This is a genomic window from Streptomyces sp. NPDC002643 (assembly GCF_053592555.1).
Genome location: NZ_JBSFVY010000015.1, coordinates 163,593 through 188,203, shown reverse-complemented (window position 1 = coordinate 188,203; position 24,611 = coordinate 163,593). Strand labels below are relative to the sequence as shown.

At 70.1% G+C, this 24,611-nt stretch carries 27 protein-coding genes; 9 read left to right on the top strand and 18 right to left on the bottom strand.

The annotated features are described in order from the left end of the window. Window positions 1–234: 234 nt before the first annotated feature. The 9 genes from ACWD4G_RS23920 to ACWD4G_RS23880 all read right to left on the bottom strand — a co-directional run bounded on the left by ACWD4G_RS23920 (window position 235) and on the right by ACWD4G_RS23880 (window position 7,304). Window positions 235–1,977: a relaxase/mobilization nuclease domain-containing protein gene (locus ACWD4G_RS23920; protein WP_451296550.1), complete on the bottom strand. Its 1,743-nt coding sequence runs from the start codon at window positions 1,975–1,977 to the stop codon at window positions 235–237. Beyond that, window positions 1,974–2,600 (bottom strand): plasmid mobilization protein, encoded by a 627-nt coding sequence (locus ACWD4G_RS23915; protein ID WP_451296548.1) that lies wholly within the window; start codon window positions 2,598–2,600, stop codon window positions 1,974–1,976. The genes ACWD4G_RS23920 and ACWD4G_RS23915 overlap by 4 nt, the downstream gene beginning before the upstream one ends. Next, entirely contained in the window at window positions 2,597–2,818 is a 222-nt protein-coding gene (locus ACWD4G_RS23910; protein ID WP_451296546.1) for a hypothetical protein, read from the bottom strand. Before ACWD4G_RS23910 ends, ACWD4G_RS23915 begins: the two co-directional genes overlap by 4 nt. Before the next feature lie 105 nt (window positions 2,819–2,923). Then, complete coding sequence (locus ACWD4G_RS23905; RefSeq protein ID WP_451296544.1) at window positions 2,924–3,115, bottom strand: hypothetical protein; 192 nt, start codon at window positions 3,113–3,115, stop codon at window positions 2,924–2,926. Continuing rightward, complete coding sequence (locus ACWD4G_RS23900; RefSeq protein ID WP_451296542.1) at window positions 3,112–4,731, bottom strand: hypothetical protein; 1,620 nt, start codon at window positions 4,729–4,731, stop codon at window positions 3,112–3,114. Before ACWD4G_RS23900 ends, ACWD4G_RS23905 begins: the two co-directional genes overlap by 4 nt. Next, window positions 4,728–5,369, bottom strand: a complete 642-nt coding sequence (locus tag ACWD4G_RS23895) for a WhiB family transcriptional regulator (protein ID WP_451296540.1) — start codon at window positions 5,367–5,369, stop codon at window positions 4,728–4,730. Before ACWD4G_RS23895 ends, ACWD4G_RS23900 begins: the two co-directional genes overlap by 4 nt. 156 nt (window positions 5,370–5,525) lie before the next feature. Beyond that, window positions 5,526–6,218: a zinc finger domain-containing protein gene (locus ACWD4G_RS23890; protein ID WP_451296538.1), complete on the bottom strand. Its 693-nt coding sequence runs from the start codon at window positions 6,216–6,218 to the stop codon at window positions 5,526–5,528. A 7-nt stretch (window positions 6,219–6,225) separates the two neighbouring features. Then, window positions 6,226–7,161 carry a helix-turn-helix domain-containing protein gene (locus ACWD4G_RS23885; protein WP_451296536.1) on the bottom strand — a complete coding sequence of 312 codons (936 nt, stop codon included), beginning with the start codon at window positions 7,159–7,161 and terminating at the stop codon, window positions 6,226–6,228. Then, window positions 7,158–7,304 (bottom strand): hypothetical protein, encoded by a 147-nt coding sequence (locus ACWD4G_RS23880; protein ID WP_451296534.1) that lies wholly within the window; start codon window positions 7,302–7,304, stop codon window positions 7,158–7,160. The genes ACWD4G_RS23885 and ACWD4G_RS23880 overlap by 4 nt, the downstream gene beginning before the upstream one ends. A 561-nt stretch (window positions 7,305–7,865) precedes the next feature. Between ACWD4G_RS23880 and ACWD4G_RS23875 the strand changes: the two genes are divergently transcribed. The 4 genes from ACWD4G_RS23875 to ACWD4G_RS23860 all read left to right on the top strand — a co-directional run bounded on the left by ACWD4G_RS23875 (window position 7,866) and on the right by ACWD4G_RS23860 (window position 10,903). Beyond that, window positions 7,866–8,306 (top strand): helix-turn-helix domain-containing protein, encoded by a 441-nt coding sequence (locus tag ACWD4G_RS23875; RefSeq protein WP_451296532.1) that lies wholly within the window; start codon window positions 7,866–7,868, stop codon window positions 8,304–8,306. 222 nt (window positions 8,307–8,528) lie between these two features. Further along, window positions 8,529–9,122, top strand: coding sequence for a hypothetical protein (locus tag ACWD4G_RS23870; RefSeq protein ID WP_451296531.1), 594 nt, complete (start codon window positions 8,529–8,531; stop codon window positions 9,120–9,122). A gap of 12 nt (window positions 9,123–9,134) precedes the next feature. Next, window positions 9,135–10,328: an MAB_1171c family putative transporter gene (locus ACWD4G_RS23865; protein WP_451296529.1), complete on the top strand. Its 1,194-nt coding sequence runs from the start codon at window positions 9,135–9,137 to the stop codon at window positions 10,326–10,328. Continuing rightward, the gene (locus ACWD4G_RS23860) at window positions 10,325–10,903 is read left to right on the top strand and encodes a hypothetical protein (RefSeq protein ID WP_451296527.1); all 579 of its coding nucleotides are present in this window, start codon (window positions 10,325–10,327) and stop codon (window positions 10,901–10,903) included. The genes ACWD4G_RS23865 and ACWD4G_RS23860 overlap by 4 nt, the downstream gene beginning before the upstream one ends. Window positions 10,904–11,124: 221 nt before the next feature. Here the strand turns inward: ACWD4G_RS23860 and ACWD4G_RS23855 are convergent, their stop codons facing one another. Beyond that, on the bottom strand, window positions 11,125–11,682 hold the full coding sequence (locus ACWD4G_RS23855) for a TetR/AcrR family transcriptional regulator (RefSeq protein ID WP_451296525.1): 558 nt from the start codon (window positions 11,680–11,682) through the stop codon (window positions 11,125–11,127). Window positions 11,683–11,754: 72 nt separating this feature from the next. Here ACWD4G_RS23855 and ACWD4G_RS23850 point away from each other — a divergent pair, with 72 nt between their 5' ends. Next, entirely contained in the window at window positions 11,755–12,912 is a 1,158-nt protein-coding gene (locus tag ACWD4G_RS23850) for an FAD-dependent monooxygenase (protein WP_451296523.1), read from the top strand. A gap of 98 nt (window positions 12,913–13,010) precedes the next feature. Beyond that, a protein-coding gene (locus tag ACWD4G_RS23845) for an IS5 family transposase (RefSeq protein WP_451296521.1) occupies window positions 13,011–13,819 on the top strand; the annotation gives its coding sequence in 2 pieces (ribosomal slippage) (window positions 13,011–13,350 and window positions 13,350–13,819; 810 coding nt in all). Here the strand turns inward: ACWD4G_RS23845 and ACWD4G_RS23840 are convergent. After that, on the bottom strand, window positions 13,785–14,114 hold the full coding sequence (locus ACWD4G_RS23840; RefSeq protein ID WP_451296519.1) for a DUF6192 family protein: 330 nt from the start codon (window positions 14,112–14,114) through the stop codon (window positions 13,785–13,787). The two genes, ACWD4G_RS23845 and ACWD4G_RS23840, sit on opposite strands and share 35 nt — an antisense overlap. Before the next feature lie 817 nt (window positions 14,115–14,931). Here ACWD4G_RS23840 and ACWD4G_RS23835 point away from each other — a divergent pair. From ACWD4G_RS23835 to ACWD4G_RS23825, 3 genes are read left to right on the top strand one after another with little or no spacing between them, the layout of a single operon-like run. Continuing rightward, window positions 14,932–15,852 (top strand): DUF6192 family protein, encoded by a 921-nt coding sequence (locus tag ACWD4G_RS23835; protein ID WP_451296664.1) that lies wholly within the window; start codon window positions 14,932–14,934, stop codon window positions 15,850–15,852. A gap of 2 nt (window positions 15,853–15,854) precedes the next feature. Beyond that, on the top strand, window positions 15,855–16,091 hold the full coding sequence (locus ACWD4G_RS23830; RefSeq protein WP_451296517.1) for a hypothetical protein: 237 nt from the start codon (window positions 15,855–15,857) through the stop codon (window positions 16,089–16,091). 2 nt (window positions 16,092–16,093) lie between these two features. Further along, complete coding sequence (locus ACWD4G_RS23825; protein WP_451296515.1) at window positions 16,094–16,597, top strand: hypothetical protein; 504 nt, start codon at window positions 16,094–16,096, stop codon at window positions 16,595–16,597. A gap of 803 nt (window positions 16,598–17,400) precedes the next feature. On the opposite strand, the gene ACWD4G_RS23820 is transcribed toward ACWD4G_RS23825, so the two are convergent. The 7 genes from ACWD4G_RS23820 to ACWD4G_RS23790 are packed head-to-tail and all read right to left on the bottom strand — an operon-like array spanning window position 17,401 to window position 24,597. After that, a complete protein-coding gene (locus ACWD4G_RS23820; RefSeq protein ID WP_451296513.1) occupies window positions 17,401–18,327 on the bottom strand; it encodes a hypothetical protein in 927 nt (308 codons plus the stop codon). 25 nt (window positions 18,328–18,352) lie between these two features. Next, window positions 18,353–19,531: a hypothetical protein gene (locus ACWD4G_RS23815; protein WP_451296511.1), complete on the bottom strand. Its 1,179-nt coding sequence runs from the start codon at window positions 19,529–19,531 to the stop codon at window positions 18,353–18,355. 9 nt (window positions 19,532–19,540) lie between these two features. After that, a complete protein-coding gene (locus ACWD4G_RS23810; protein ID WP_451296509.1) occupies window positions 19,541–20,560 on the bottom strand; it encodes a sugar phosphate nucleotidyltransferase in 1,020 nt (339 codons plus the stop codon). After that, entirely contained in the window at window positions 20,554–20,964 is a 411-nt protein-coding gene (locus ACWD4G_RS23805) for a cupin domain-containing protein (RefSeq protein ID WP_451296507.1), read from the bottom strand. Before ACWD4G_RS23805 ends, ACWD4G_RS23810 begins: the two co-directional genes overlap by 7 nt. Then, a complete protein-coding gene (locus ACWD4G_RS23800) occupies window positions 20,961–22,661 on the bottom strand; it encodes a thiamine pyrophosphate-binding protein (RefSeq protein WP_451296505.1) in 1,701 nt (566 codons plus the stop codon). Before ACWD4G_RS23800 ends, ACWD4G_RS23805 begins: the two co-directional genes overlap by 4 nt. After that, on the bottom strand, window positions 22,658–23,788 hold the full coding sequence (locus tag ACWD4G_RS23795; protein ID WP_451296503.1) for a pyridoxal phosphate-dependent aminotransferase: 1,131 nt from the start codon (window positions 23,786–23,788) through the stop codon (window positions 22,658–22,660). Before ACWD4G_RS23795 ends, ACWD4G_RS23800 begins: the two co-directional genes overlap by 4 nt. Continuing rightward, entirely contained in the window at window positions 23,788–24,597 is an 810-nt protein-coding gene (locus ACWD4G_RS23790) for a methyltransferase domain-containing protein (RefSeq protein ID WP_451296501.1), read from the bottom strand. The genes ACWD4G_RS23795 and ACWD4G_RS23790 overlap by 1 nt, the downstream gene beginning before the upstream one ends. Window positions 24,598–24,611 lie beyond the last annotated feature (14 nt).

Below are 24,611 nucleotides of genomic sequence, written 5' to 3'. Positions count from 1 at the left end.
ACACACCTCGTCCTCTCTTATCGCCCAACTTCGCGACGCCTACTGGCTCGAGTCGCCGCACCTGCGCCACTGCCACCCTCCTGCGTGGGCACCAGCGCCCGCGCCCCACAACGCGGGCCTGAACGTCGCCGGGGTCTGCTGTGGCGTACGGCCTGCTGTGGCCGCGAGCGCGGCGGTGGCGATATGCCTGCTCTCCGTGGTGTGCTGAGGCTGGACCCCGGCACTCGGCAGGGCTCACCGGGTCTTGCCCGATGTCTCGTCTCTGCTGCGGCTCCTGCCGGGTGCGTTGGGGCGGGTCGTCGTTCTGCTAGTAGAGGACTTGTGCCCTGTGGTGCCGTTCTCGGACAGGGGCGAGGCGTCGGCGGGCAGGTCGGCCGTCCGCCGTAGTCGCCACACCAGGACATCGCTGATTGAGTCTGCGGTGTCGAGTTCACGACGTTCTACCGCGTCGGACAGGAGAGCGGCAGGATCGTGGCCGGCGGCTTCGGCTTCCGCGATGGTCGCGGCCAGGGCGTACCAGCCGGGCTCGGCGAGGATCTGCTTGGCCAGCCCCGGCAGCGCCACGCGCAGCATTACGGTTTGCCGCTGGAGCATCGGCCGGCTCAGACGCCGGCCTTGCTGGTAAAGCACGCTGAGGGGCTGGGCGGCGGCGGCCTGGTAGGCGGTGCGCAGGTGCTCGGCGGCCCGCGCGGCGGCCTGGGCCTGCTGGGCGTGGCCCTTCTTCGCGTGCCAGTGCGCGGCGGCGGTGATGAGGAAGAACAGCATGTCGATCGCCATCGCGGTGGTGGCGCCATCTTCGCCCCGGCCGAGGGCGGGGCCGCCGTGGACGAGTTCGCGGGCGGCCTGCCGCAGGGCTCGGTCGTGCCCGCGTGCGGCGCGGACGTGGGAGCGCGAGGCCCGCTCGAAGGCCGTGGCCGCATCCCGTAGTTCGCGGCGGGTGTGGGCGGCAGAGGTCTTCGCGAGTGCGTCCAGGACCTCGCCGGCTGCGGCGATGTGGGCGGCGGCGACCGCGTCGTCGCCCTGCTGGACAAACAGCATGGCCTGCCAGGCTGCCGATGCCGTCTTCCGGCGGGCACCGGCTGCAGCGCCCGGCCCCGTACGCACGGCATCGTCCTGCCGGGGAGTCGGATCGTTTGGGGCGTCGCCGGACCAGCGCTCCCGGATGCGGGGCAGTGAGAGGTCGGGGGCGAGGCGCGCGCCGGGGTAGAACACCGGCTCGCCGTCCTTGTTGAGGTCGTCGGGGAGGGCGACCTTGTATCCGAGAAGGTCTCCGGAGGGCGCGGCGCGCTTACGGATCAGCAGGCCGGCGGCGGCGAGCCGGTCAAAGAACTCCTCTTCGCTGGTCGCGCCGGCCACCGCGCGCCGTACCGTTTCGCGCAGTTCTTCGCGGGCGGTGCGCTCGCGGCCCTGGCGTTCGGCCTTGTGGCGTTCGGCGCTGGTGGGCCGCTGAGCGGCTGTGCCGTCGCCGGGCGCGACCTGGCGGAGGCCGAATTCCTTCTCGATGAGCCGGGCTTCGGCCTGGGCGCGGGCGCCGGAGCGGTAGTCGTCGGGGCGGTGGCCGTCCTCGGTCACGAGGGTGGCGACGATGTGGATGTGGTCGTCCGCGTGCCGTACGGCGGCCCAGCGGCAGCCGGGCTGTCCGCCGCCGGGGTCGATGCCGGTGGCGGCGACGATCCGGCGGGCGATCTCGGCCCACTCCTCGTCGGACAGGACCCGGTCGCCGGGGTCGGCGCGGACGGAGGTGTGCCACACGTGCTTCGCCGGACGGGCGTGCTCGGCAAGGGCCATCACGGGCTGGTCCAGGAGCTGCTGGAGGTCCTTGAGGGTGGCGTTCGGGTCGCGGCCGGGGTCGGGGGACATGCCGTCGAAGGAGGCCACGAGGTGCGGGTCGGTGTGATCCTCGTACTTGCCGGTTTCGTAGAGGTATTTGAGGAGACCGATGGTCCGCGATCCCGACTCGTTGACGCTGGGGATCATGAGCCGCGCCGCTCGATCAACCGCGTGGCGGCTTCGTGCGCAGTGTCGGCGGCACGCCGTACAGCGGCGATAGCCGCTTCGAGCTGGGGAGCGTCTGCACCCGAGTTGAGTGCCTTGACCGCCTGGTTGAGGTTGCTGCCGGCCCAGCCGAGCCGACGTCGGCTGTCGAACAGGGCTGTGATCACTTCGCGTTCGTCGGCGATCTCGGCGCTGGTGCGGTCGAGGTCGCGGGCGGCGGCGAGCGCGGAACGTGCGAGGAACCCGGCGACGGACAGATTGCACCGGGCGGCGGCGGACTTGATCAGGGCGAACTCTTCGTCGTTGAAACGTGTGTTTGGCTGGTGCAGGCGCTTATTCTCGGGCGACTGGCGCGGACGCTGGCGGGCGCGAGGAGCACGCTGTCGGCGTACGCGCGGCTCGCTCTGCTTCCCCTCCTGCCCCGGCTTCGATCCGCCCTCGGTCGAAGCCTCCTGGACCTGCGCCCCCCGGTGCAGGTCCTTTCCCGCCCCCTTGGGGGCGGGGTTGGCGGAAGCTACGCTTCCGCCCCAACTTGCTGGCCTCGACACCGAGTTGAGCTTCGAGTCGCGGTCCGGGGTGTTGTCGGTGTCGTTCGGGTTCGTCATCGGTTACGCGGCCTCGTGGTGCGGATGCGGTGTTGGATGGTGGCGGCCAGCTCGACGACGTCGGCCGGTCCCGCGAGCACGCGAACGGGACGATCCGGCTCGTGCTGGACGAGCCACTGGCCGGTCGGGGCGAGGATCGCCGCGTGTAGGAGTCGGCGGCGGACCAGTACGTCCGCCCAGGCGGCGGCCTCAGAGGTGGTGGGCGCGGACGAACGCATGATCTGGGAGTCGATGGTGGTGCCTCCTGGAAATTGACCGGTGGCCCGGCACTGGGCCGAGCCGCCGGTCGCGTTACGGGGCCGCGAGCTGCGGCTGTACGAGCGTCAGCCACACTCGGGGCAGCGCACGATGTGTCGGCTGAGGGCCGTGGCCATCTGCTGCTTCGCCGACAACGCGTGCTTCGCGCTGATCTTTGCTGCTGGCCTGCCGGCATGAAGCTCGGCGTGGTTGCCCAGGAAGCCGATCTCCTGCTCGAACTCCTGGCGGATCTGGGCGAAGCGGTGGCAGGTCCTCATCGGGTGATGCTCCTTGTGGTCGTGGTGGTCGCCTCACTCCGCAATTGCTGGAGGACGAGGCTGAGTCGGTCGTTACGGCCACCCGTCAACCCCTCACGCCGGATGATCTCCCGGAGCTGGACTCGGGTGACGGTCTCGTTGCCATCCCGCTCCAGCAGAGCGGGGACGTGTGGCAGGACCTGCCGCACGAGCTGGTCCACGGACGCTTGCAGTTCCCGCGATGGGCGCTGCGCCTTCTGACTGTGGGACCGGCCGCCCCGCTTGCCCTTTGCCTTGCCGCTCGGCTTCCGCCGCAGCGGGACCGTGTGTCCCCGGTCCCTGGTGGGGTCGGTCCCCGTGTCGGTGTCGGTTGGTCCCCGGTCCCTGGTGGGGTCGGTCCCCGTGTCGGTGTCGGTTGGTCCCCGGTCCCTGGTGGGGTCGGTCCCCGACTCACTGCCGCTCGGTCCCCGGTCCCCGGCGTTTTGAGCAGGCACTTCGTGCAACGGTTGGCCGGTCCCCTCGTTGCTGTCGAGGGACCTGTTGGTCCCCGGCCCAGACGCTGCGGTCCCATCCTGCGTGCTCGTGGTCCCCGCCTCACGGTCCCCGGATGTGGGGGCCGTACTGCTGCCGGGTGCCGTGGCGGTCCCGGGGACCGCCCCCCACTCCTGCGAGGTCCGGTCCCCGGCCGGGTCGGCGTGCGGGCGGGGACCGTCGCTGGGGCCCGCGGCTAGGAGCGCGGAGGTCCCCCCGATCGGTTCGGGGACCAGACCCGCGCGGTCGGGGTGAGGGGACCAGGGAGAGGGCAGGGGCATGGTGGCGAGGGCGAGTGCGTGGCGGCGGGCCGCGAGCTGGCCTAGTAGCTGGGCGCGCTGGGCAGGGTCCGTCCCGACCGAGGCCCGGCCGATCGCCTTGGACAGCCGCCGCGTGAGTCGTCGACCGCGTCGGCGTTGTTGCTGCTTGGGGGTGCGGTCGGCCAGGCGGGCGGCGAGGGTGACGGCGCGGGCGGTGGCGCGGTCGCGGGTGATTTGTGCGGCGTCGCGGTCGCGTGCGGCGATGCCGAGGCGGGAGAGCAGCCGTTCGCGTGCTTCCCGCCCGAGGGTGGCGATCAGTCCGCGGGAGGCGGCGCCTGGGGTGCGCTGGCGCAGTTCGATGCCCATGGCCAGGTGCCACAGCACGGCTGCCAGGATCGGGCCGACGAATGCCCGGACGGTGCCGCCGATGGGGCCGCTCTCGGCGTAGGCCGGGATCACCTGCACGCCGGTGATGACCCACACCAGGGTTCCGGGCACGCCCGGTGCCCCCTGGGTGGCCAGGTTCTGCCGCGCCATGAGTGCGGTCGCGAACAGCGCCAGTTCGGCGGCGGCGAACATGCCGGCCCGCTCGGCGGTGCCGGCCATGTCGAGGTAGTCGGCGGCGAACCGCCAGCTCGTGTCCGCGCTGTAGATGGTGCATGCCAGTGCGGCGAGGGCGGCGACCGCGACTGCGGCGCTACCGGAACGTTTCTTCTGCAGGCTGGCTCCCCGGCGCAGGATCGCCGAGCCGGTCAGCACCAGGGCCAGGGCGGCGACGGGGATGCCGACCGCGAGGAGGACGGACAGGTCCGGGGCGGCTCCGAAGGACAGGGAGGGGTGGGTCATGCTGCCTTTCCGAGAGCGGCGTGCGCGGAGGTCGACTTCACCGGGCGGGACACCGGCTGCTCCGTGGCGGGCTGGCCGGTCGGGGGCTTGCTCGTGGACGGCTTCGTCTGCTTCCGCTTCTTCTTCATCGGGGGGACGCCCAGGGTGAGGTCTCGGTGGAAGACTTTGTGGGCGGCCTGGGTGAGCAGGTCGCGGGCGTGGTTGTGGCTGATCTGCAGGGCGACGGCGAGACGGTCGGCACGCCAGCTCCGGGCGTAGGCGTGGTCGACGACGACCTTCTGCTCCTTGGCGGTGAGGTGCACGTCACGGTTGTTGAAGAACGCGATCACCCGGCTGTAGTCGAGGCGCTGGGGCAGTCCGTCGTGCCAGGGACGGCGTTCGGCTTCGGTGAGCCCGCCCCAGATGCCTTCCTTCTGGACGTTTTCGAGGGCGAAGTTGAGGCACTCCCTCTTGACCGGGCATGCGGCGCACAGTTCCTTGGCGTCGGCGATGGCTTCGTGGTCCCGGGGTAGCGGGAAGAAGGTGGCGTCGGCGTCCTCGGGGTCCATGCCGTGGCACACCCCGTGTGGGTGCCAGCTGGTGTCGCCGATGCCACGCAGGCCGCTGAGCGGCGTGTTGTGGGTGGTGTTGGTGCGCAATGTTGTCTCCGATGTGCTGCCGCGTCGGCCGCTCGGGGTCGGTGGCGGGCGGGCGCTGCGTCAGGCGTCGGCTGCGGCGCAGGGCGGGCGCTGCAGGGAGGGGGCGGTGGTGTGTGGGGCGGTGTACCTACCGGGCGGGGTGCACGCCTTGTCCGGTCAGGCCATCGCGGGCTGCTGGGCGTGCTGTGCTGCGGCGAGGTCGACGCGGCCGGGGTGCGGCGTGGCGCGGGGCGCGGTCCCGTGTGCGTAGCCGTCGGGGCTGATCCGCCGACGGCGGCACGGCTCGCCGACTGCTGCGTGACACCACTCGCAGCGGACGCTGAGGAAGTCCGGCTGGCCTTGGGCGACGGCAGCCTCGCGGGCAGCGCTGGCTGGCCGGTAGGGGGCGAGTTCGGCGCGGACGTGATCCGGTATGTACCGGCCGATCTCCTTGAGATGCCCTTCGAGGCTCGGGTCGATCTGACCGCTGGTGATCTGCCGGTACGTCGCGGGCTGAGTGGTGCCGGAGGCGACGGCGTGCCGTGTGCGGACCAGCTCGGCAGTCCAGGCAGCCTGGTCGTCCGGGTCGGCGGTGGGGGTGGGATCGGTGTGACGCTGGAGGCGGTCGCGCCGGTAGCTCTCCCACGGGCGGGCGATGTCCGCGGGCAGGATCTGGTACGGCGAGATGCGGATGTGCTGGCGGGCCGCGATGCGGGCGTCCCAGCCGTGCGGTGTGGCCAGGGGCACGTCGCCGAGCAGCTCGTGCCACTGGGCGAGCTGGTCGCGGGCCTCGCCGGTGTCGGTGCGGATGGTGCGGGGGTCGAGTCGGCCGATGTAGGCCAGCAGGGCGGCGACTTCGCGTCGGTCCATGAGGGTGCTACTCCGTTCCGGTCGGCTCGTCGAGGGCGGCAAGCAGGGCGGCGGTGTGGGCCTCGGCGCGGGTCATGCCGCCGTCGGGCGCGGGGCCGCTGCCGGGCAGGGCGTAGAGACGCGGGCGCCCCGGGGCCGGGGTGCGCTCCCGGGCGACCCAGGCACGCCAGTCGGCAGCCCAGGCTCCCGCCGAGCGGGGCTTGCAGTCAGCGCGGTAGGCGCGCCACTTCGCGTCTGCCGAGCGCAGGCCGTCCTCGCCGAGGCGGGCGAGGTGACCTTGCTGGCGGGCCCAGGCGTGGGTGGCTGGGTCGACCTGCCACTGGCTGGCCGGGACGACGGCAGCACTACTGCTGTCCTTACGGTTCACCTTCGGTTCACTACGGTTCTGGGGGTCGGAATCCGCACCCCCCAAGGGCCGGAATCTGTACCGTCGGGGGGGCGGAATCCGACGCGAGGGGCCGGAACCCGACCCGGTCGGAATCCGACGCGAGGGGCCGGAACCCGACCCGGTCGGAATCCGGCGGGAGGGGTCGGAATCCGTACCGCCCTTGGACCAGATTCCGTACTGCCGGAGATCCTCGATTTTCAGCCCGGGTACGGGATCCGCTTCCGTCGCCGGCGCGACGTCCGCGTCCGAGCCCTCCTCTCCGGCGGCTTTCACCTTGGCCAGGAACGCTGCGGCGAGGGGCAGGCGGTAGACCGTGGCCCGCTGCGGGCCCTGGAGGTCCTCGCGCTGCTCCAGCTCGCCGCTGGCGATGAGCTTGTCGAGGGCGTCGCGTACAGCGGTCCGGCTCGCGTTCGTGCGCTCGATCAGGCTGGAGAGGGAGGCCCAGGCGGTGCACTGCTCGTCGGGCACCCGGTCGGCGATCGACAGCAGGACCAGGCGAGCAGTTCCCCGGCTCGTGCTGTGCTCCCACACCCACTCGCGGGCCTCGCTACTCATCGGCCGCTCTTGAACGGCAGGTGGGAGGCACGGGTCGGTACGGTGGCCTGTGCGTGCTCAGGCGCGACGCGGGGGGAGGCGGGAACGGGGGCGGCTGCCGCGCAGGCCCGGCTGTCGGGCCTTTTGCGCAGGGCAGAGCGCATGCAACAATCTCCTTTGGTGTTGCCACGCTGAGACGCCCCGTGGAAGGGATCAGCGTGGTGATGGTGGCGATCTCCGCCCTTGCCGGGGCGGTGTGTGCCGTGAAGCGTCCGGCGTCTGGGAGTTGCCTCTCCCGGGCGCCGTCGCTGTATGCGGGCCTACGAGGCCCGTAGTGCGTGCATGCCGCTGCTCCTCGCGTTCGTCGTGCCGGACGGGCTGCCCGGGGGACGACGAACATACGCACGACCCTGCGTCAAGATCCAGACTTGGTTCTTAAACTCTGTAGAAGTCGCGCGGCCGGGCGCGAAGCCGGTCGGATCGCTGCTCGCAGGAGACGGTGCGAGTTCTTCGACGGTGTCCGCACAGCGCGCCCCCTCCCCGTCCATCTGAGCCTTAGAAAGCGCTATCTGCGCGTTCGTGTCAGTCGATGCCGATGCGATGACAATAGACCAGGGAAGATGGATCGCGTCAACTGGGAAGAATGGAGCTGGCTGCACCTGACGGTGTATCGTTCACGTCGGTCGAAGCAGTAGTCCCCTTGAGCCAGTGAAGGATGGGCCCGCATGAGCGAAGGAGTGCCCACGGAGCGGCGCACCCTCGCGCAGAAGCTCGATCACCTCTTCGTGACGATCCATCCGAGGGGCCGCGGGCCGTACAGCTATGAAGAGGTGGCGTCGGGCATCGAGCGGGCGGGGGGGCCCACTATCTCGGCGAGCTATATCTGGAGCCTGCGGACGGGCAAGAAGGACAATCCGACGATGAAACACCTGGAGGCCCTAGCCGGCTTCTTTGGTGTCGCCCCCGCCTACTTCTTCAGCGACGAGTCCTCCGAGCGGATCGCCGCCGAGCTGTCACTGCTCGCCTCCATGCGGGACAACCGCGTGCGCGATGTCGCCCTCAGGGCCTCCGGACTGTCGACGGAGACCCTAGAGACGATCCAGGGGTTTATTGAGCGGGCCCGCACCTTGGAAGGGCTCGCCGACGACGAGGCGTCCAGTCGGTAAACGGGGCATGACCGGGAAGCGTGCGGTCACTGTCCGGTCGAAGCCGTGACGCACGCCACTCTATGGGTTTCGTGTGTGACCCATGGTGGCGCCAGGGTTTATTGCCGCTCTGTTCAGCCTTGATCAAATGATGCCGAATCAGGTGTATCCCTTGATCGTCGCGCTATTGAGCAGAATTTGAGCATGCCATCGGCATATTTCCTTTATCGTTCCCGTGCCGGAATGCAAGATTCCGGTGCCGCCTCTGCCGCGGTCACGTACAGCGCCACCTGCGGAGTCGAGTTGTCGTTGCGTAGTCGAAGAGAGCAGCCGGGCGGCAGACGTCAAGACCGCCCGAACTTCGAGGACATGCTCGCCTCGGTCGATGTCCCGAACCCGTTCGACATCCAGGTCTTCTGCGACCGGATCGCAGCGCAGCGCGGCCGTGCGCTCCACTTGCACAGCGTTCCCGGTATCTCCGGCACCGACGCCCCGTGCGGTGTCTGGATCGCCACCGAGAAGGCCGACCATGTCTTCCACGAGGCAGCGACCAGCCCCCTGCATCAAGACCACATCATCCTGCACGAGATAGGCCACATGCTCCTGGGCCACACGTCGATCATCGACGGTGTCCAGTCGGCAGGCGGTTTGTTCGCGGACATCGACCCCGCCACCGTGGTCAGTCTCCTCACCCGGGCCAGCTATGGCACCGAGGACGAGCGCGACGCCGAGCGATTCGCAGGGCTGATCGCCAACAGGACAGCCGCCTCCCGTACCGGCAAAGCCGCACGCAGCAGCGTCCTCCAGCGCCTGGGCGACGCGCTCAGCGACTCGTAAGAACGTCCTGCAATGATCGACACACTTCCTGCGGTCCTGCTGTGGCTGGTCACTGGGTGGCGTACCCCGGCCGCATGGCGCGATTCAAGTAAGCGACTCCTGTGGACCGCCTTTCTAGCCCTCGCCGTTGCCATGACGCTCAGGTTGTCCTTCGTCGCCGTACCCGTGGATGCCGCCCTCGGGGTCAACAACCTGAGTTCTCTGGGCAAGCACCTCGGCGCCATCGTCGCCGCCCATGCGGTGCTGACCTTCGTGCACAACATGGCCGAGGAGACGGCGCCCGGGCTTAAGTCATCCCGCCTGCACCTCCTCGTCCCCGTCACCGCGACAGCCATCATCACGGTGCTGTTCCTGGCCGCGCCTCAGCCGCACGAAGTGGTGGACCTGCTCACCGAGTACGCCACCGACTGGCGTATCGCCGCCTACACCGTGGTGTGGACGGGCTATCTCGCGGCGGCACTGTTCAGCGCCTCTCGGCTGTGCTGGCGCTGGGGCCGGCAGCCCGGCACCGGCCTGCTCGGCCGTGGCCTGCGTCTCACGGGCATGGGCACCACCATCGGCATCGCCTATGCCGTGCACCGAGTGGCCTCCGTGATCCTGGGTTTCCTGGGACAACGCCCAGTTCCTGCCAGCACGAGCGAGGCGATCAGCGGTCTTCTGCTCCTCAGCGCGTTGGTCTTCATCGTGAGCGGCAGCACGCTGCCCGCCGCCGGACGACTGCACCGCTGGTGCCGCGAATACCGCGACCTGCTGCAGCTGTATCCGCTCTGGCTCAGCCTCACGGAGGCCGTGCCAGAGGTCCGTCTCGACCCGCCACGGCGCAAGGCATCCGAAATTCTCCACCTGCGTGAGGTTCACGACCGGCTGTATCGCCGCACCATCGAGGTCCGAGACGCCATCCTGGCCCTCAGCGACCACGCTCCCAGCAGCCTGCGCGACGAGGCCCGCGCCCACGTCGCAGCCTCCGGCCTCATCGGTGCCCAGGCGGACATCGCGGCGGAAGCCTGCTGGATCACCGGTGCCAAACAAGCCCGGCAGGCCAGCGAGCCCTCGTCCGGCGCGCCCCTCCCGCCCGCCAGCGGCGGCCGGGATCTGCCCAGCGAGATCGATGCGCTCAAACAACTCGCCAGGGCATACGACTCTGACCTCATCCGCAACTTCGCCGCCAAGCTCGACCACGACCGAACGCAGGAGACGACACAGTGACCGAGTTCCGCACGGCCCGCCTCATCACGGACACCCTCGCGCCGGCCAACCTCGTCATCGCGATACTGCTGATCATCGGCTGGCACAGCACGAGCAGCGTCACTGGGATCGGCTGGGGCCTGCTGGCCGCACTGTTCTGCGGCGGTATCCCGATCGCCGTCATCATGCTCGGCGTGAAGCGCGGCCACTGGACCGACAAGCATGTACGCGTCCGCGAGCAGCGCGTCGTGCCTCTCCTCGCCACGACGGCGTCGGTACTGATCGGCATCTCGCTGCTCGTCGCTCTCCAGGCGCCCCGCGAGGTATTCGCCCTGGTCGTCGCCATGCTCGTGGGTCTCATCACAACCATGATCGTGACTGTCTGGTGGAAGGTCTCGGTCCATACCGCTGTCGCCAGCGGAGTGGTCGTGATCCTGCTCCTTGCCTACGGCGCAGGCATGGCACCACTGATACTCGTAATCGCGGCGATCGGCTGGTCCCGCGTCGCGCTCGGCGATCACACTCCAGCCCAGACAGTCGCCGGCGCCCTGCTGGGAGGGCTCGCGGCTGCTGTTGTATTCAGCGCGATGCGCTGAGCAGGGACCTCCAGCACGGTGCGATCGTCAATGCGGCCTGCGGCGGCCAGGAAGCGTTCGGCGGTCATCAGGGATGAGTCGTGCCGAGCGCCGAAGCGGCGCGCCGGTCAGGTTCGATGCTGATGCGAGGCGGCCTAACTGATCGTTTCAGAATGAGGTTCGCAGGCGGCGGAGGGGCTGAGGCTGTCGGCCGGTTCGGCAGGACCGTGGGCGCCTGGGTCCTAACGCAGCGCGGCGGCGACCAGGCCGTCGAGAGCCTCGCGCGGTACTTCGCCGCCGTTCACCAGTCGGTCGAAGACCAATCCGTCGATACAGGTCAACAGAGTGTGAGTGCGGTTCTCGACATCCGTGACGCCGTGCATGGTGAGGAACAGCCGAACGGCCTCGCGGCCGGCGTTCTCGCGGGGCACGAGGATCTCCCGCAGCTCCGAGTCGCGCACGCTCTCGACGGCGCAGGCATGGCGGGCGAGCGAGCGGCGGCGCCCCTCGCCGGTGAGTCGCTGCCGAGTGAGCAGCACCATGCCGTCCACCAGCTCCTCGACGGTGCGCAGGGGTGGAAGCTCTTCGGCCATCGTTTGAAGTTCCGCCTGGTCGAGTTCGACCAGGCGGGTCACGAGTCCGGTCAGCAGCGCGGCACGGGTGCGGAAGTAGGCCGAGGTGGTGCCGGGCGGCATGGCGGATTTCCGGTCGACGGCGCGATGGGTCAGGCCGCGTATCCCTTCGTCGACGAGCACGTCGAGAGCCGCGTCTGCCAGAAGGGTGCGCCGATCTGAAGCCATGACCCCTTTCTACACCCGTAGAGACTCGGGATAAGCTGAGCTTCTACAGATGTAGAAGAAGGGGGCTCCGGCATGGGGAACACGGCAGTGGTTGTCGGAGGGGGCATCGGCGGGTTGGCCGCCGCGATCGGTCTGTTCCGCATCGGATGGGACGTGACGGTCCTCGAGCGTACGTCCATGCTTGAGGACGCGGGGGCAGGCATTTCACTGGCCGCCAACGGCCTGCGGGCACTGGACGAACTCGGGGTCGGCGCGGCGGTTCGGGATGCATCGCAGGGCCAGTACAGCGGCGGCACTCGGACGCCCCAGGGCGGCTGGCTGGCCCGGATGGACGGCTCGGCGCTGGAGAAGGCGGTGGGCACACCGATCATGGGCATCCCCCGCTCCGCCCTGCACCGACTGCTCCGCGACGTCCTGCCCGCCGAATCACTGGTGATCGGCTCGGAGGTGACCGGGGTCGAGCAGACCGGCCCTGGGACGGTTCAAGTCAACTGCGACGCCGCGGTCCTGAACGCCGATCTGGTGGTCGCGGCCGACGGCATCGGCAGCAAAATCCGCAGCCGTCTCTTCCCAGACCATCCCGGCCCGGTCTACAGCGGCTCGACGGTGCTGCGCGCCATCACCGAGCACGCGGTCCATCTGCGGGCCGACTTCGAGCTGACCTGGGGCCGCGGCGCGGAGTTCGGGCACATCGCCTTCCGGGACGGGCGGGCCGAGTGGCACGCCGTCCTCAGCCACCCCGCCGGAACGCGGTTCGCCGACCCGCTGGCCGAACTGCTCCGACGATTCCACACGTGGCACGACCCGATCCCCGCCCTACTCGACGCGACCCGGCCCGAGGCCGTGCTGCATCACGATGTGAACGAACTGCGCACGCCGCTCCCCTCATACGCGGTCGGTCGGATCGCGCTGCTCGGCGACGCGGCCCATGCGATGACACCCAACCTCGGACAGGGAGCCTGCCAGGCACTGGAGGACGCGGTCACCCTGGCCGCCGCCCTCGACACCGAGTCCACCGTTGAGGCCGCACTCGCGCGTTACGACGCCGAGCGCCGGCCCCGCAGCCAGGCCGTCGCTCGGGCTGCCCGGCAGGCCGGCAGAATGGGCCACCAGCTTTCCCACCCACTGGCCATCATCCTGCGGAATACGGCGATGCGACTGACACCATCCCGGGTCGCCACACGTATGATCCTGCGTCATCACGCCTGGGTCCCGCCGTCGCTGAACTGATCCGGTTCGTGCCCGCCACCTCATGACCAGACACCCTCTGGGCGCCAAGTCGAGCTGCGGGTCTTGCCGTAGACGGTCCCGGTGGGCACCGTGTCCGAGTGCGTGCTGATCTTGTTCCGGACGATCTGTGGGAGCGCGTGGTCCCGCTGCTGCCACCTACACCCGAACGGCGCCGTCGCCACCCCGGGCGCCTGCGTGTTCCCGATCGAGTGGCACTCGCTGGCGTGATGTACGTGCTGCGAACCGGTGTCGCCTGGCGCGACGTTCCGACGGAGTCCGTGGGCTGCTCCGGTGTGACGGCTTGGCGTCGACTGCGGGACTGGACCGAGGCCGGCGTTTGGCCGCGCCTGCACGCCGCGTTACTCACCGAGCTTCGCCGTGGTGGCCTGGTGGACCTGGACGACTGTTCCGTGGACGGATCGCACGTTCGGGCCCTCAAAGGGGGGATCTTGTCGGCCCCTCACCCGTTGACCGCGCCCGTCCCGGCTCCAAGCACCACCTGATCGTCGACCGCCACGGAACCCCGCTCGCCGTTACGCTCACGGGCGGCAACCGACACGACGTCACCCAGCTCCTGCCGCTACTGGATGCCATCCCATCGATTCGGGGACTCCGGGGACGCCCCCGCAGCAAACCCCGGCGTCTGTACGCCGACCGGGGCTACGACTTCGACAAGTACCGCCGCCTGCTGTGGAAGCGCGGCATCAAACCCATGATCGCCCGACGCGGCGTAGCCCACGGCTCCGGCTTGGGCAAAGTGCGCTGGCCTGTCGAACGCGCCTTCGCCTGGCTGCATCAGTTCAAACGACTACGCATCCGCTACGAACGACGCGCCGACCTCCACCAGGGTCTGCTCGAACTGGCCTGCAGCCTCATATGCCTCCGTCGCCTACGAACCTCATTCTGAAACGATCAGTAAGTCGTACCTTCGGCGGCTTCTTGAGGATCTTGAAGCGATCGGGGTACGGGGCCAGGATCTCATGAACGGTCCACGACACCTCGGGGTGCCGCTTGTCCGGCGGCCAGGCGGCGGCGACCCGTCTGTACCGCTCCAAGCGCTGGATCGGTATCCCGATCTCTTCGGCGAAGAGGGCCGTGATCATGTGCCGCTCACCGTGACCGGAGGGGACTCTCTCTGTCATGGCCAGGAGGAGGTCGCCGAGCTCGAACTTCTGCTCCCTGCTGAGGCGGATCTTGCTCACGTTGACGTCGGAGCCATTCGATGAGTGCTGGCTCGGATTCGAGTTTGCGGTAGAAGGCATCGCAGCTTCCTTCGTACCAGGTGCGCATGGAGCCGGCGGCCATGACGTCCTCCAGTGGGGCAAGTCCGTAGCCGCACACGGTGCAGATGATCAGGCTGCCGTCCGGACCAATATCGACCGGCCGGCGCTTGTAGCAGTACTTGCAGTACCAGACCTCTGGTATGAGCTTGCGGCGGGTCATGGCTCGAGATCGTCTCCCTGGCTCCAGGACTGCCGGCGCTGTCCCGGCGGCACAGGGCGGGTGGGAGAAGACCCAGACGCGCGATCCTCTGGCGCGTGAGTGGCCGCGAGCCGCATGCATTCGACCAGGGCTGCCGGGCTGACTCTTATCTCGCGTGCGAGGCGTTGGAGCACCTCATCGTTCTCAGACCGCGGTCCCAGGGTGCGGAGTACGAGATCACCGAGGTCGAGTTGCAGCCGGCGCTTCTCGCGGACCAGTGCTCGGCCTCGCCGGACGTACTCCTCCCGCTGGCCAGGGTCTGCGTGGGGAGCCCAGGAGTGCTCGTCCATCAGGGCACCTCCTCGATACTGCCGGGGTGCGCGTTCGTGCTTCCATCGTCCCTCCCGCAGCTTCTGGGCGGGAGCCGGAAGCGAGACCACTTGCCCCGGCGTGGCCATGGCTGCCGGAGTAGATTGGCTGGTAGACGGCACGCGGAGCCGCCAAGGCTTCTCGTGGTCCGAACGGCAGACGAGCAGGTAGAAACCGGCTCGACGGCACGTGCTCAGCACACGAGTGAGGAGGCTCCTCGTGGTGACCATGACACTTCCCACCGGCTACACGAAGGCCGAATGGGAGCCGATCGTTCGCAAGGGCCGGAAGCTGGTCAAACAGAAGTCCAGCATCCAGTTCGCGCTGGGTGATCTCGTGATCGAAGCACTTGAGGGCCACCCTCGCCGCCGGGGCGAGGTCGGTGAGGTCATCGAACTACTGGCAAACCAGATCGGCATCAATGCGGGGACGCTGCGAAACCACTACGAGATTGCGAAGCAGTGGCCCCAGGACAAGCGCCGCGCGGACGTCTCCTACTCCGTTCACAGGGTGCTGGCCTATGTCCGAAGCCGCTACATCCTGATCCGGAAGGACCCGTACGACCCGATCTCGAAAGAGAACCGCTGGACCGAGAACGAGGCGCAAAAGGTCGCAAACCATAACTTCGACACGCCGAGCAACAAGGAAGAACGGCTGGCCAGGACCCGTCGGCTCCTGCACAGTGACGAGGACGCGGCCGAAGTCGTCAAGGAGATGATCAGCCGGCCCGAGGTCCGCAGCCGAGTGGTGGCCGACTCGCGGTCGCGGAACATACTGCGGGAGGCTCAGCGCGAGCACTGGCGGCAGGTCGACGAGGAGCTCGAAACCGAAGCCGAGCTCGCGCCAGCCAAGGACGCCGAGGAGGTCGAGGAGTTCGTCGAGGAGGAGGAACCGCTGGTCAGTTATAAGGAGGCGCCTCTGGAGATTCTGCGACTGATCGGGGCGTTCGCATCGTTCTTCGTCTCCATGCAGCGGATCATCCCCGAGATCCACGCCCAGGACTACAACGAGGAGACGAAGGCTGCGGTATTCGACAACGTCCACAAGGCGCGGATGCTCCTCGACTGGTGTGAGAGCGCCGTCAGGACGGGCCGTACCGACATGGACAAGGCATTGGCGAGCCTGTTGGAGGACGAAGAGGGTGAGTAGCCGTGGCCAGGCAGCGCCGCCGGGAGGCGCGCGACGCTGGACAGGAAATCCTTGGCCGGGTGGCCAAGGCCGGTGACAGCGGCCTTCCCCGGGAGGAGGCCATAGGGCGGCTCACGCTAGCCGAGTTCGAACGAGGTAAGGCGTGGCTCCGAGACCACCTACCTCCGAGCACGAAGAAGATCGTCCGCCAAAACGGTCGCTACACCGTGACAAGCGCTGAGGACGAAGAAGGCGAGTAGCTATGACGACGACGCGCCGCCAGGCGGCGCATGACAGCGGAGAGGACATATGGAACCGGGTGGTCGAGGCCGGTGACGACGGCCTTCCCCGGGAGGAGGCCATGGGACAGAACACGCCCGCCCAGTTCGAACGGGGCAAGACGTGGATCCGAGACTTCCAGTGCGCGAACGAGAAGACCGGGTTCGTCCTGGTCCACAGCCGCTATGCGGCGACGAACAATGTCGACATGAACAAGCTGTACGTGACAATGCGGTTGCACAGCTTGTACAGGTCGGTTCGGCGTGTTTACAAGTGCGCCCTGGCGAATCTTCCGCCGGAGGCCCAGAGCGACCTGTCGATCATGGTGTTGCTCAAGACCTGCGACGATATCTTCCGTGCGATGAAGTTCCTCGAAGAGACGGGATTCTCGGCGGACGCCGCAGCGAAAGCCGCGCAAGTGAAGCCCAAGGCGTCTACAGCATCGGCGAGGAGCCGCAAGACGTCGAGTGCCGATCGGCGGCGTTGAACCCGAAGGGCACGAGCCGGGCCCACAGCGAGGGTGGGCCCGGCCCGCTAACGTCGAGCGTCCCTGGCCGCGACGGCCTGTGCAAGCCAAGGTCTTGCACAGCTAGGCCAATCGACATGCCGGGGAGCTGTACTGAGATTTGTGGAGTCCCTGATGCCAGGGTGAGTGGCAGCAGCGGGGCCATCCTGTCCCGCCGGCCGTTCGGAACAAGATCAGTACGCACCCGGACGCCTTGCCGACCAAGATTGTCCAATGCAAGACCTGCAGCGCAACCCATTCTGAAACGATCAGTAAGGCGGCCCGTGTGTTGACAGTTCAACGGACCCGCAGGTGCTCGATGGCGCGTCCCGCGAACTCTGCCCCGTTGCCGATGTCGTAGACAGCGACGTCGACAATGTCGCCGTCGAAGACCAGCTTGAGCGAGTGCCTCCACAAGTAGTCGAGGGACAGTGTGCCGTCGAGCTCGACGTACGTGGTGTCCCGGGTCGGTGCCTCGCGGATGTTGCGCTGCTGCGCGGCGTTGATGAAGACCTGGGCATCGGCGGGGTGAGGGTTTCCGGCGAGAAGGGCGCGAGTTGCCCGGCTGTTCCGAAGGGCTTCGTGTGGTTGTACAGCGTGGCCAGCACGTCGGCTCGTTCAAGGCCGGCGATGTCGATCGTCGTCCTTGTCATGTCCCCGAGTCTGCCAGCCGGTTTGGTGCGCGGGCCCGTCGGCCCCGGCCCGGGGCCATGGCATCCCGGATGCGCCCCGTTCGTGACGGCATTCGATCCTGCCGTGCCCTAGGCGGCGTGGGGCCGACGGTGCTACAGGTCCAGCAGGTGCTGGTAGATCCCGCTGTCGGTGAGGGCGGTGCGCAGGCCGTCCAGGGCGGCGGTGGCCGTGTCCGGATTACGGGCGAAGATCTTTTCCATCCAGGCGGGGTTGTCGATGTATGCCTGGCTGGTGCCGTCGGTGTAGCGGATGGCGTTGCCCAGGATCAGGTCTTTTAGGAAGTAGATGTCGGTGTCCCAGCTGGCGGGGTAGGTCTGGCCGGGCAGCAGGACGCCTTGGGCGGGGTGCCAGCCGCGTTCGGTGAAGCGCTGCTGGGTGGCCTGGCAGGCGATGAAGCCGATGGTGTGGATCTCGATGTTCCCTCCGGCGGGTAGGGCTTTGAGGAGGTGTTCGGTGACGGCCTGGGTGCCCTGGCCGGTCTGGATGCAGTCGTCGAAGACGGCGATCCTTAGCCGCTGCGCCGGGTCACGAGGCGGGACGAGGACTGGGGCGACGGCGGTGCGGCACTGATTGTCCAGCGAGGGGCCGCTGCTGACGGCGATGCGGAAGTCGGAGTGGAAGGCGTCGGCGGGGTCGGTGAGCAGGTGGGTGGAGCGGACGTTCGCCGTCGCGGCGGCCAGCGGCCGGCCGTAGGCGGCGGTGAACTCGGCGAGCAGGGCGTCAGCGGCGTATTGGCCGTTGCAGCCCTGGGAGACGAGGAGGTCGAAGCCGCTGTGGGCGGCGGCGTGGTGGGCGAGGTCCCAGGCGAGCTGGGTGCAGGCGTGGTCCCAGGTGACCAGGACGGCGTCCTGGCGTGCCGGGTCCAGGGCGGCGAGGGCCTGGCCGGTATGGTCGGCGGCCGTGGTCAGCAGTTCTGCTGTGTCTGTGGCGGACAGACGCTGGCTGCGGCTGATGCGGCGCAGGTGGTAGGTGAGGTCGTCGAAGAAGTACAGGTGCCTGATCGGCTGACGGGACGTCACGGCGGACTCCAAGGGTGAGGGGCGGTCAGGTCGCGGGGGTGTGCTCGGTGAGCAGGTCCCAGCTGGTGTGTTCGAGGGCCCGGATGCGGTCGGCGACGGTGTCGGGCTGGTCGTGGGCGGCGGTGAGGATGCCGGCGAGGTCGTCGAGGAGGTCGTCGACGGCGATGCGTTCGTCGACGCGCAAGCTGGTGGCGATGCCGCGGGGCACGCCGCCCGTGCGGGGCGGGCTGATGACCTGCCAGAGGTAGGCGGCGCGGACGGCGGAGACGGGGTCGGCCGGGGGCAAGGCGAGTGCGGAGGTGGCGTTGGCGAGCGCGTCGCCGAGGACGAAGGTGATGTCGGCGGTGGAGGCGGTGCCGGCCTGAACCCGTCGCCACGCCCTGAGCTGGTGCCGGGTGGGGAAGCCGTGCTGGAAGGCGTCGGCGGGGTTGTGGCCGGTGCGGGTGAGCAGGTCGCGCAGGGGAGTCTGGTCGTCGACGCGGAGGGTGTGGCCGGCTTCGTGCGCGGTGAACATGGCGCCCACCAGGTCCTCCAGGGGACGGTCGTACCAGGCGTCGAGGGCCTTGAGCCGGGCGATGCCGATGCGCTGGGTGGGGGTGAGGCCCGGCGGCAGGCTGTCGGCCGGAGTGCGGGCGAGGTACGCGTACGCGCGGGCGACGACGGCGATGGCGGCGGGTTGGAGGAGGAAGCCGTCGTGGCCGGGCAGGGAGAAGGCGTAGTAGCCGCGGCCGTAGTTGGAGGCGGCGATCTCGGTGGTGGGGTGGAAGCGGTGCCCGTAGCGGACGGCCGTGGGGCTGGTGATGCGCAGGGCGGCGAAGCTGCGCGGGTTGGACCAGAGCGCGATGCCGTCTTCGTGGCGGCCCTGCTCGGCGTCGGGCAGCAGAGTCTGGGCGGCTTCCAGCGCCGTGCGCGGATCGCCGGTGGCCGCCTTGGGGTCGATGCCGTGGTCGGCCAGGGGGCGGTAGTCGATGGTGTTCAGCCGCTGGATCGCGGCAGTGAGCAGGCCCGGACGGGCGTCGGGGAGGGTGAGGAAGTCTTCGGTGGCGTCGGGGCCTTGGTGCTGGTGGATCTCGCGCAGGGCCATGTGGGTGGGGTAGTCCAGCGGGTGCCCGGTGGCGAGGTCGGCGGGGTCGATGGCCGTGAGAGTGGCCAGGTGCTGGGAGTCGGCCAGCAGGGCAAGCGTGGTGAGCGCGGCGTGGTCCACGAAGACTCCTTAGGTGTGAGGGGCCTGCGGCATGGGGTGCGGGGCAGCGTCGGACAGGTGGACGGTGCCGTGGTGGTGCGCGCCGGGCGCGAGGTGAGCGCCGGGCAGCGCGAGGCCGTCGATGAGCGAGCTGTCGCCTGCCAGCTCGGCGCCTGTGAGCACGGCGCTGTTCTTGACGACGGCGTGATCGCTGATCCGGGCGCCGGGGCCGATCCAGGCCCAGCCCTCGATCCGGGCGCTGCCCGCGATGTGCGCGCCAGGGTGGAGATGCTGCTGGCCGGGACGGGCGCGGGCGAGGCCGCGGTGGGCGAGCCAGAGGCGGTACCAGGTGCCGACATCCCGCCATGGCGCGGCGCGCACGGCCACGTGTACCGGGTGGCCGGAGCGGATCAGAGCGGGGACGAACTCGTCGGCCCACGGATCATCCGCGTGGTGTGGCAGGCCGTCCAGATGGGGCCACGCGGCCGGGGAGACGACGCTGACTCCGATCTCGTGCAGGACCGTCTCGCCGGCGCCTGCGGGCGGGCCGCTGTCCGGCGAGCGGGTGGCGGTGAGGATGCCGGCGTCGGTGAGGGTGAGCAGGCGGGGGCGTCCGTACTGGCCCTCTTCCGGGCCGGGGCCAATGGTTGCGGCGAGCGTCAACGCGGCGCCCGAGGAGGTGTGGTCGGCCAGGATGCTGCCCCAGGCCGGATCGAGGACGAGGTCGCAGTTGAGCGTCACCACCGGGGTGCGGGCGGCCGTGTACTGCTCGCGCAGCCACGCGTACACCCCGGGCCAGTGCGGCGGCGCCGTGGCGATGCGCACGGTGCCCCGGTCTTCGGGGGTGAGGGCGCGGGTGACGAGCGCCGGGTCGTGGTCATCACGGTGCAGGACAGTGATCTTCTCGACGCCCCAGCGGCGCAGGAGGCTCAACTGGCAGGCGAGCACGGTCTGTTCGCCGAGCGGCACGAGTGCCTTGGGCCGGTCGCGGGTGAACGGGTCAAGGCGGGAGCCGCGTCCGCAGGCGATGATGCACGCCTCCATCAGCATGTGCCTCCCGGCTCGTCAGGCCCGCCCTGCGGAGGCTTCGCGGGCTGGTCGGCGGTGCGCTCCTGGTCGGGGCGGAAGGCGGGGCTGTTGGCGGCGAGCATCCGCACCAGCTGGCCGGAGCGGTTGACGCTGCCGTGCGGTGTGCCGCGCGGCACCGCGACCGCCTGCCCAGCGGTGAGCGTGAACGTGGTGGTGCCGAGGGTGAACTCCAGCTCGCCGTCGATCAGGTAGAGGATCTCCTCGCCGTCGTGGACGACGGGGGTGCGCACCGCGCCGGGGTGGATTTCCAGGTAGTCCATGGACAGCGTGCCGAGGTCGCCGAGGGTGCGCATGCTCATGGTCTCGGTCAGCCACACCATGCCGTCGGCGCCAGGCGGCAACTGGCCGGGGAGAGGGCGGGTCATCGCGACTCCTGTTCGGTTTCGGGGGTGTAGGGGACGGGGGCCGGGTGCGGGTCGATGTGCACGTCCAGGACGGTGGGGGCAGCCCGTTGCACGGCCCAGGCGAGGGCGGCATCAAGGTCCTGTGCGGTGTGGACGCGGCGGCCGTCGGCGCCGAGCGAGCGGGCCAGGGCGACCAGGTCGGTGTCCGGAAGGCGGCAGGCGACGGGCCGGTGGCCGGTGCGGTCGAACCACGCCTGCTGGGTGCCGAGCGTGCCGTTGTTGAAGACCACCCAGGTGATCGCCGCTTCCTCTGCCACGGCGGTGGAGATTTCCAGCGCGCCCATGAGGAACCCACCGTCACCGGTGGTCACCACCACCTTCTCGCCGGGTCCTCCGCTGGTGGCGCGGGCCTTGAAGGCACCGACGGCGCCGGCGACCGCGTGGCCCATGGAGCCGAGCCCGGCGTTGATCAGGAACCGGTTGTCGCCCCGGGTGCGCAAGTAGCGTTCCACCCAGTAGGCGTTCTGCCCCACATCCGCCAGGACCGTTGTGCGCTCATCCAGGTGCCGTCCCACGGCCTCGCACACGGTGATCGGGTGCAGCCCGTTCGTCGGCGCGGTCGCGGGCGGGTCGGGGTGCTCGGCCCGCAGGGCGGTGGCCCGTCGGATGCCGTCGCCGCGGATGCTGTCGGCGTGTGGGTGCAGGGCGGTCAGGAAGGCGCGGGTGGTGGCCTGGATGGCGATGCCGCCCTGGTAGGTGTTGCCGAGTTCGCGGGGGTCGATGTCGACCCGGATGAGGCGGTCGGCGGGCAGGCGGGCGGTCCATCCGGCGGTGGTCAGGTAGGAGAAGGCCACGCCGAGGGCGAGCACCAGGTCGGCCTCGTGGTGCAGGGCGTGGTTGGCGGCGGCTCGGCCGTAGGTACCGACCGGGCCGAGGGCGAGCCGGTGGTGCTCGTCCACATAGCGTTTGGCGGCGAAGGAGCCGGCCACCGGCAGGTCGGCGGCCTCGGCGACCTTCATCAGAAGGCGGGCGGTGGCAGGGTCAGCGAGCCCGCCGCCGGCCAGCACCAGTGGCCGCTCGGCCCGGCGCAGCGCGTCGGCGGCGGCCTGCAGCAGCGAGCCGTCGACCAGGTCCGGTGCGTCCACTGCCGCCCCCGTGTGCGTTGGGGCGGGTGGGGCGGGGGCGGTGAACAGGTCGGAGGGGATGTCGAGGTGGACGGGTCCGGGGCGCCCGGAGCGGGCGGTGGCCAGCGCCTCGGCCAGCAGCGGCCCCAGCTCGTGGGGGCTGGTCGGCTGCCACGATGCCTTGACGGTGGCCCGGCACATGGCCGGGATGTCGGGGGTGCGCCCGAGTCCGGTGCCTTCCTGGGTGCCGTAGCGGCCGAACTCGCTTGTCTCGGCCTGGGCGGTGATGGCCAGCAGCGGCACGCTGTCCATCCAGGCGGCGGCCAGCCCGCCGAGCAGGTTGATCGCGCCGGGGCCGGAGGTGGCCAGGCACACCCCCATCCCGGCGATCCGCGCGTGTACGTCGGCCATGAACGCCGCGCCCTGCTCGTGCCGGGTCAGCACGATCGGGATGCCGGCGTCGTCGAGGGCGTGGAAGAGCGGCAGGATCCGCTGGCCGGGGATGCCGTAGGCGCAGCCGACCCGCGCCTCGGCCAGGTGCCGGGCCAGCACCTCGGCCCCCGGGACCGTTGTGGTCGTTGTGGTGGTGGTCATGGGCGGGCCTCCAGAAGCTGCCGGTCGGACAGGACGGACCGCAGGGCGGCGGCCAGGCGGGGCACGTCGCGGGCGGCGGGGACGCTGATGCGGGCGAAGTCGGGGAAGCCGAGGCCGGCGGTGTGGCGGATGTGCACCCGGTGGTCCTCGGCCAGCCGGGCCACGACCTGGGCTGTGTGGTCGCCGAAGCGGGCGAGGACGAAGTTGGTCTGGGAGGGCACCGTGTGCACGCCCATGGCGGCGAGTTCGCCGGTCAGGGCCTGGCGGGCGGCATGGCAGTCGGCCACCACCATCCGCAGGTGGGCCTCGTCCGCGAGCGCCGCCGCGGCGGCGGCCAGGGCGATCCGGTTGGTGTTGTACGGCAGGGCGGTGCGCAGGGCGGTCATGGCGGCGACCGCCTCGTCATCGCCCAGGGCGTAGCCGACCCGCAGCCCGGCCAGCCCGTACGCCTTGGAGAAGGTCCGCACCACCACGACCCGTCCGCCGTCCAGGTGAGCGAGGCCGGTGCCGAAGCAGTCCGGGTCGGCGAACTCGGCGTACGCCTCGTCCAGCACCAGCACCGCCCCCGCATCCCGCACGGCCGCCACCAGTGTGGTCACCTGCCCGGCGTCCAGGGCGGTGCCGGTGGGGTTGTGCGGATTGCACACCATCACGCACCCGGCACCCTCGGCCGCCCGGCACACCGCGTCCGTGTCGATGCCGCCGCCGGGCAGCAGGGGGATCTCGCGGAAGGGGAGTCCGGCGGCCTCCAGGGACGCGGCATACCCGGCGAACGTGCGGGCGGTGATCACGGCAGGCGACGGGGAGCTGGCGAGCGCGGCGAGCAGGAGCATCTCGTCCGCGCCGTTGCCCACGATCACCTGACCGGCATCCAGGCCGTAGTGGGCGGCGAGCAGACCGCACAGCGGTTCGCCGTCGGAATGCGGGTACCAGTGCGCCCGCTCGACCTCGCGGCGGGCCGCCTCCAAAGCGCGAGGGGAGGCCCCATGGGGGTTTTCGGACAGGGCCAGACGCACCACGTCGCGCGGGTCGTGGGCGTGCGGTTCGGCCCGGAACGGGGTCAGGGTCGAAAAGACGCGCACGGCGGTCGGATACGCGGTGGGCAGGGAGGGAGTTCGGGTGGGCATCAGGCATCTCCGGAATCGCAGGGGAGGGACAGGACGACGAGGTCGCCGTGGAGCGGGTGCCGGTCCACGGTCTGGCGGGCGATGCCGTAGCGGGCACACACGGCCGGCAGCGCGCCGGGGTCGGCGCTGCGGTGCACGTTCCCGGCCAGCAGGGCGCCGGGCCGTAGCAGCCGCAACACCTGCGGCACGGTCTCGGCGGCACCGGGAAGGTGTAGGACGTAGCAGGCCAGGGCGGCATCCCACACGTGGTCCGGCGCGGGGGCGAGCGTGTCCAGGACGGGCATGCCCGCGGCGGCGGCCAGGTGGCGCATGACCGGGCTGGGATCCCAGCCGGCCAGCTCGGACGGCCGGTTGCGGGCCCGTAAGGCCAGGCCACTGCCGCACCCCACGTCCAGCACCGCGCGCGGCGGGCGGCCCGCGCTCGTGGCCAGGGCAGCGAGGGCCCATTCGGCGGCGGCGACGTTGCGGCCGGTGTCGGCCAGCAGCTCGTACGCCTCACCGAGCACGTCGTACAAGGCCGGCACAAGGGCCCGGCAGCCGGGGCCTGTGGCCGCGGTGAGCACGATGCGGTCCAGGTAACAGCACACGGCCCGGCCCGTGCCGACCAGCGCGGCGGTCACCGCCGCCTCGTCCCCGGCGGTTACGGCGCGCAGCACCACCGCCGGGGACGAGGCGAGCAGGGCCCCTCCGGCCGCCTCCGGGTGCGGGTCGCCGGGGGCGGACGCGAGTAGGACGTGCCCGGCACGCACCGCCGCGGCGGTGCGGGTGTGCGCGGCGACAGTGCCGGGAAGACCAGACGAGATAGGCATGCCCGACAGCGTCC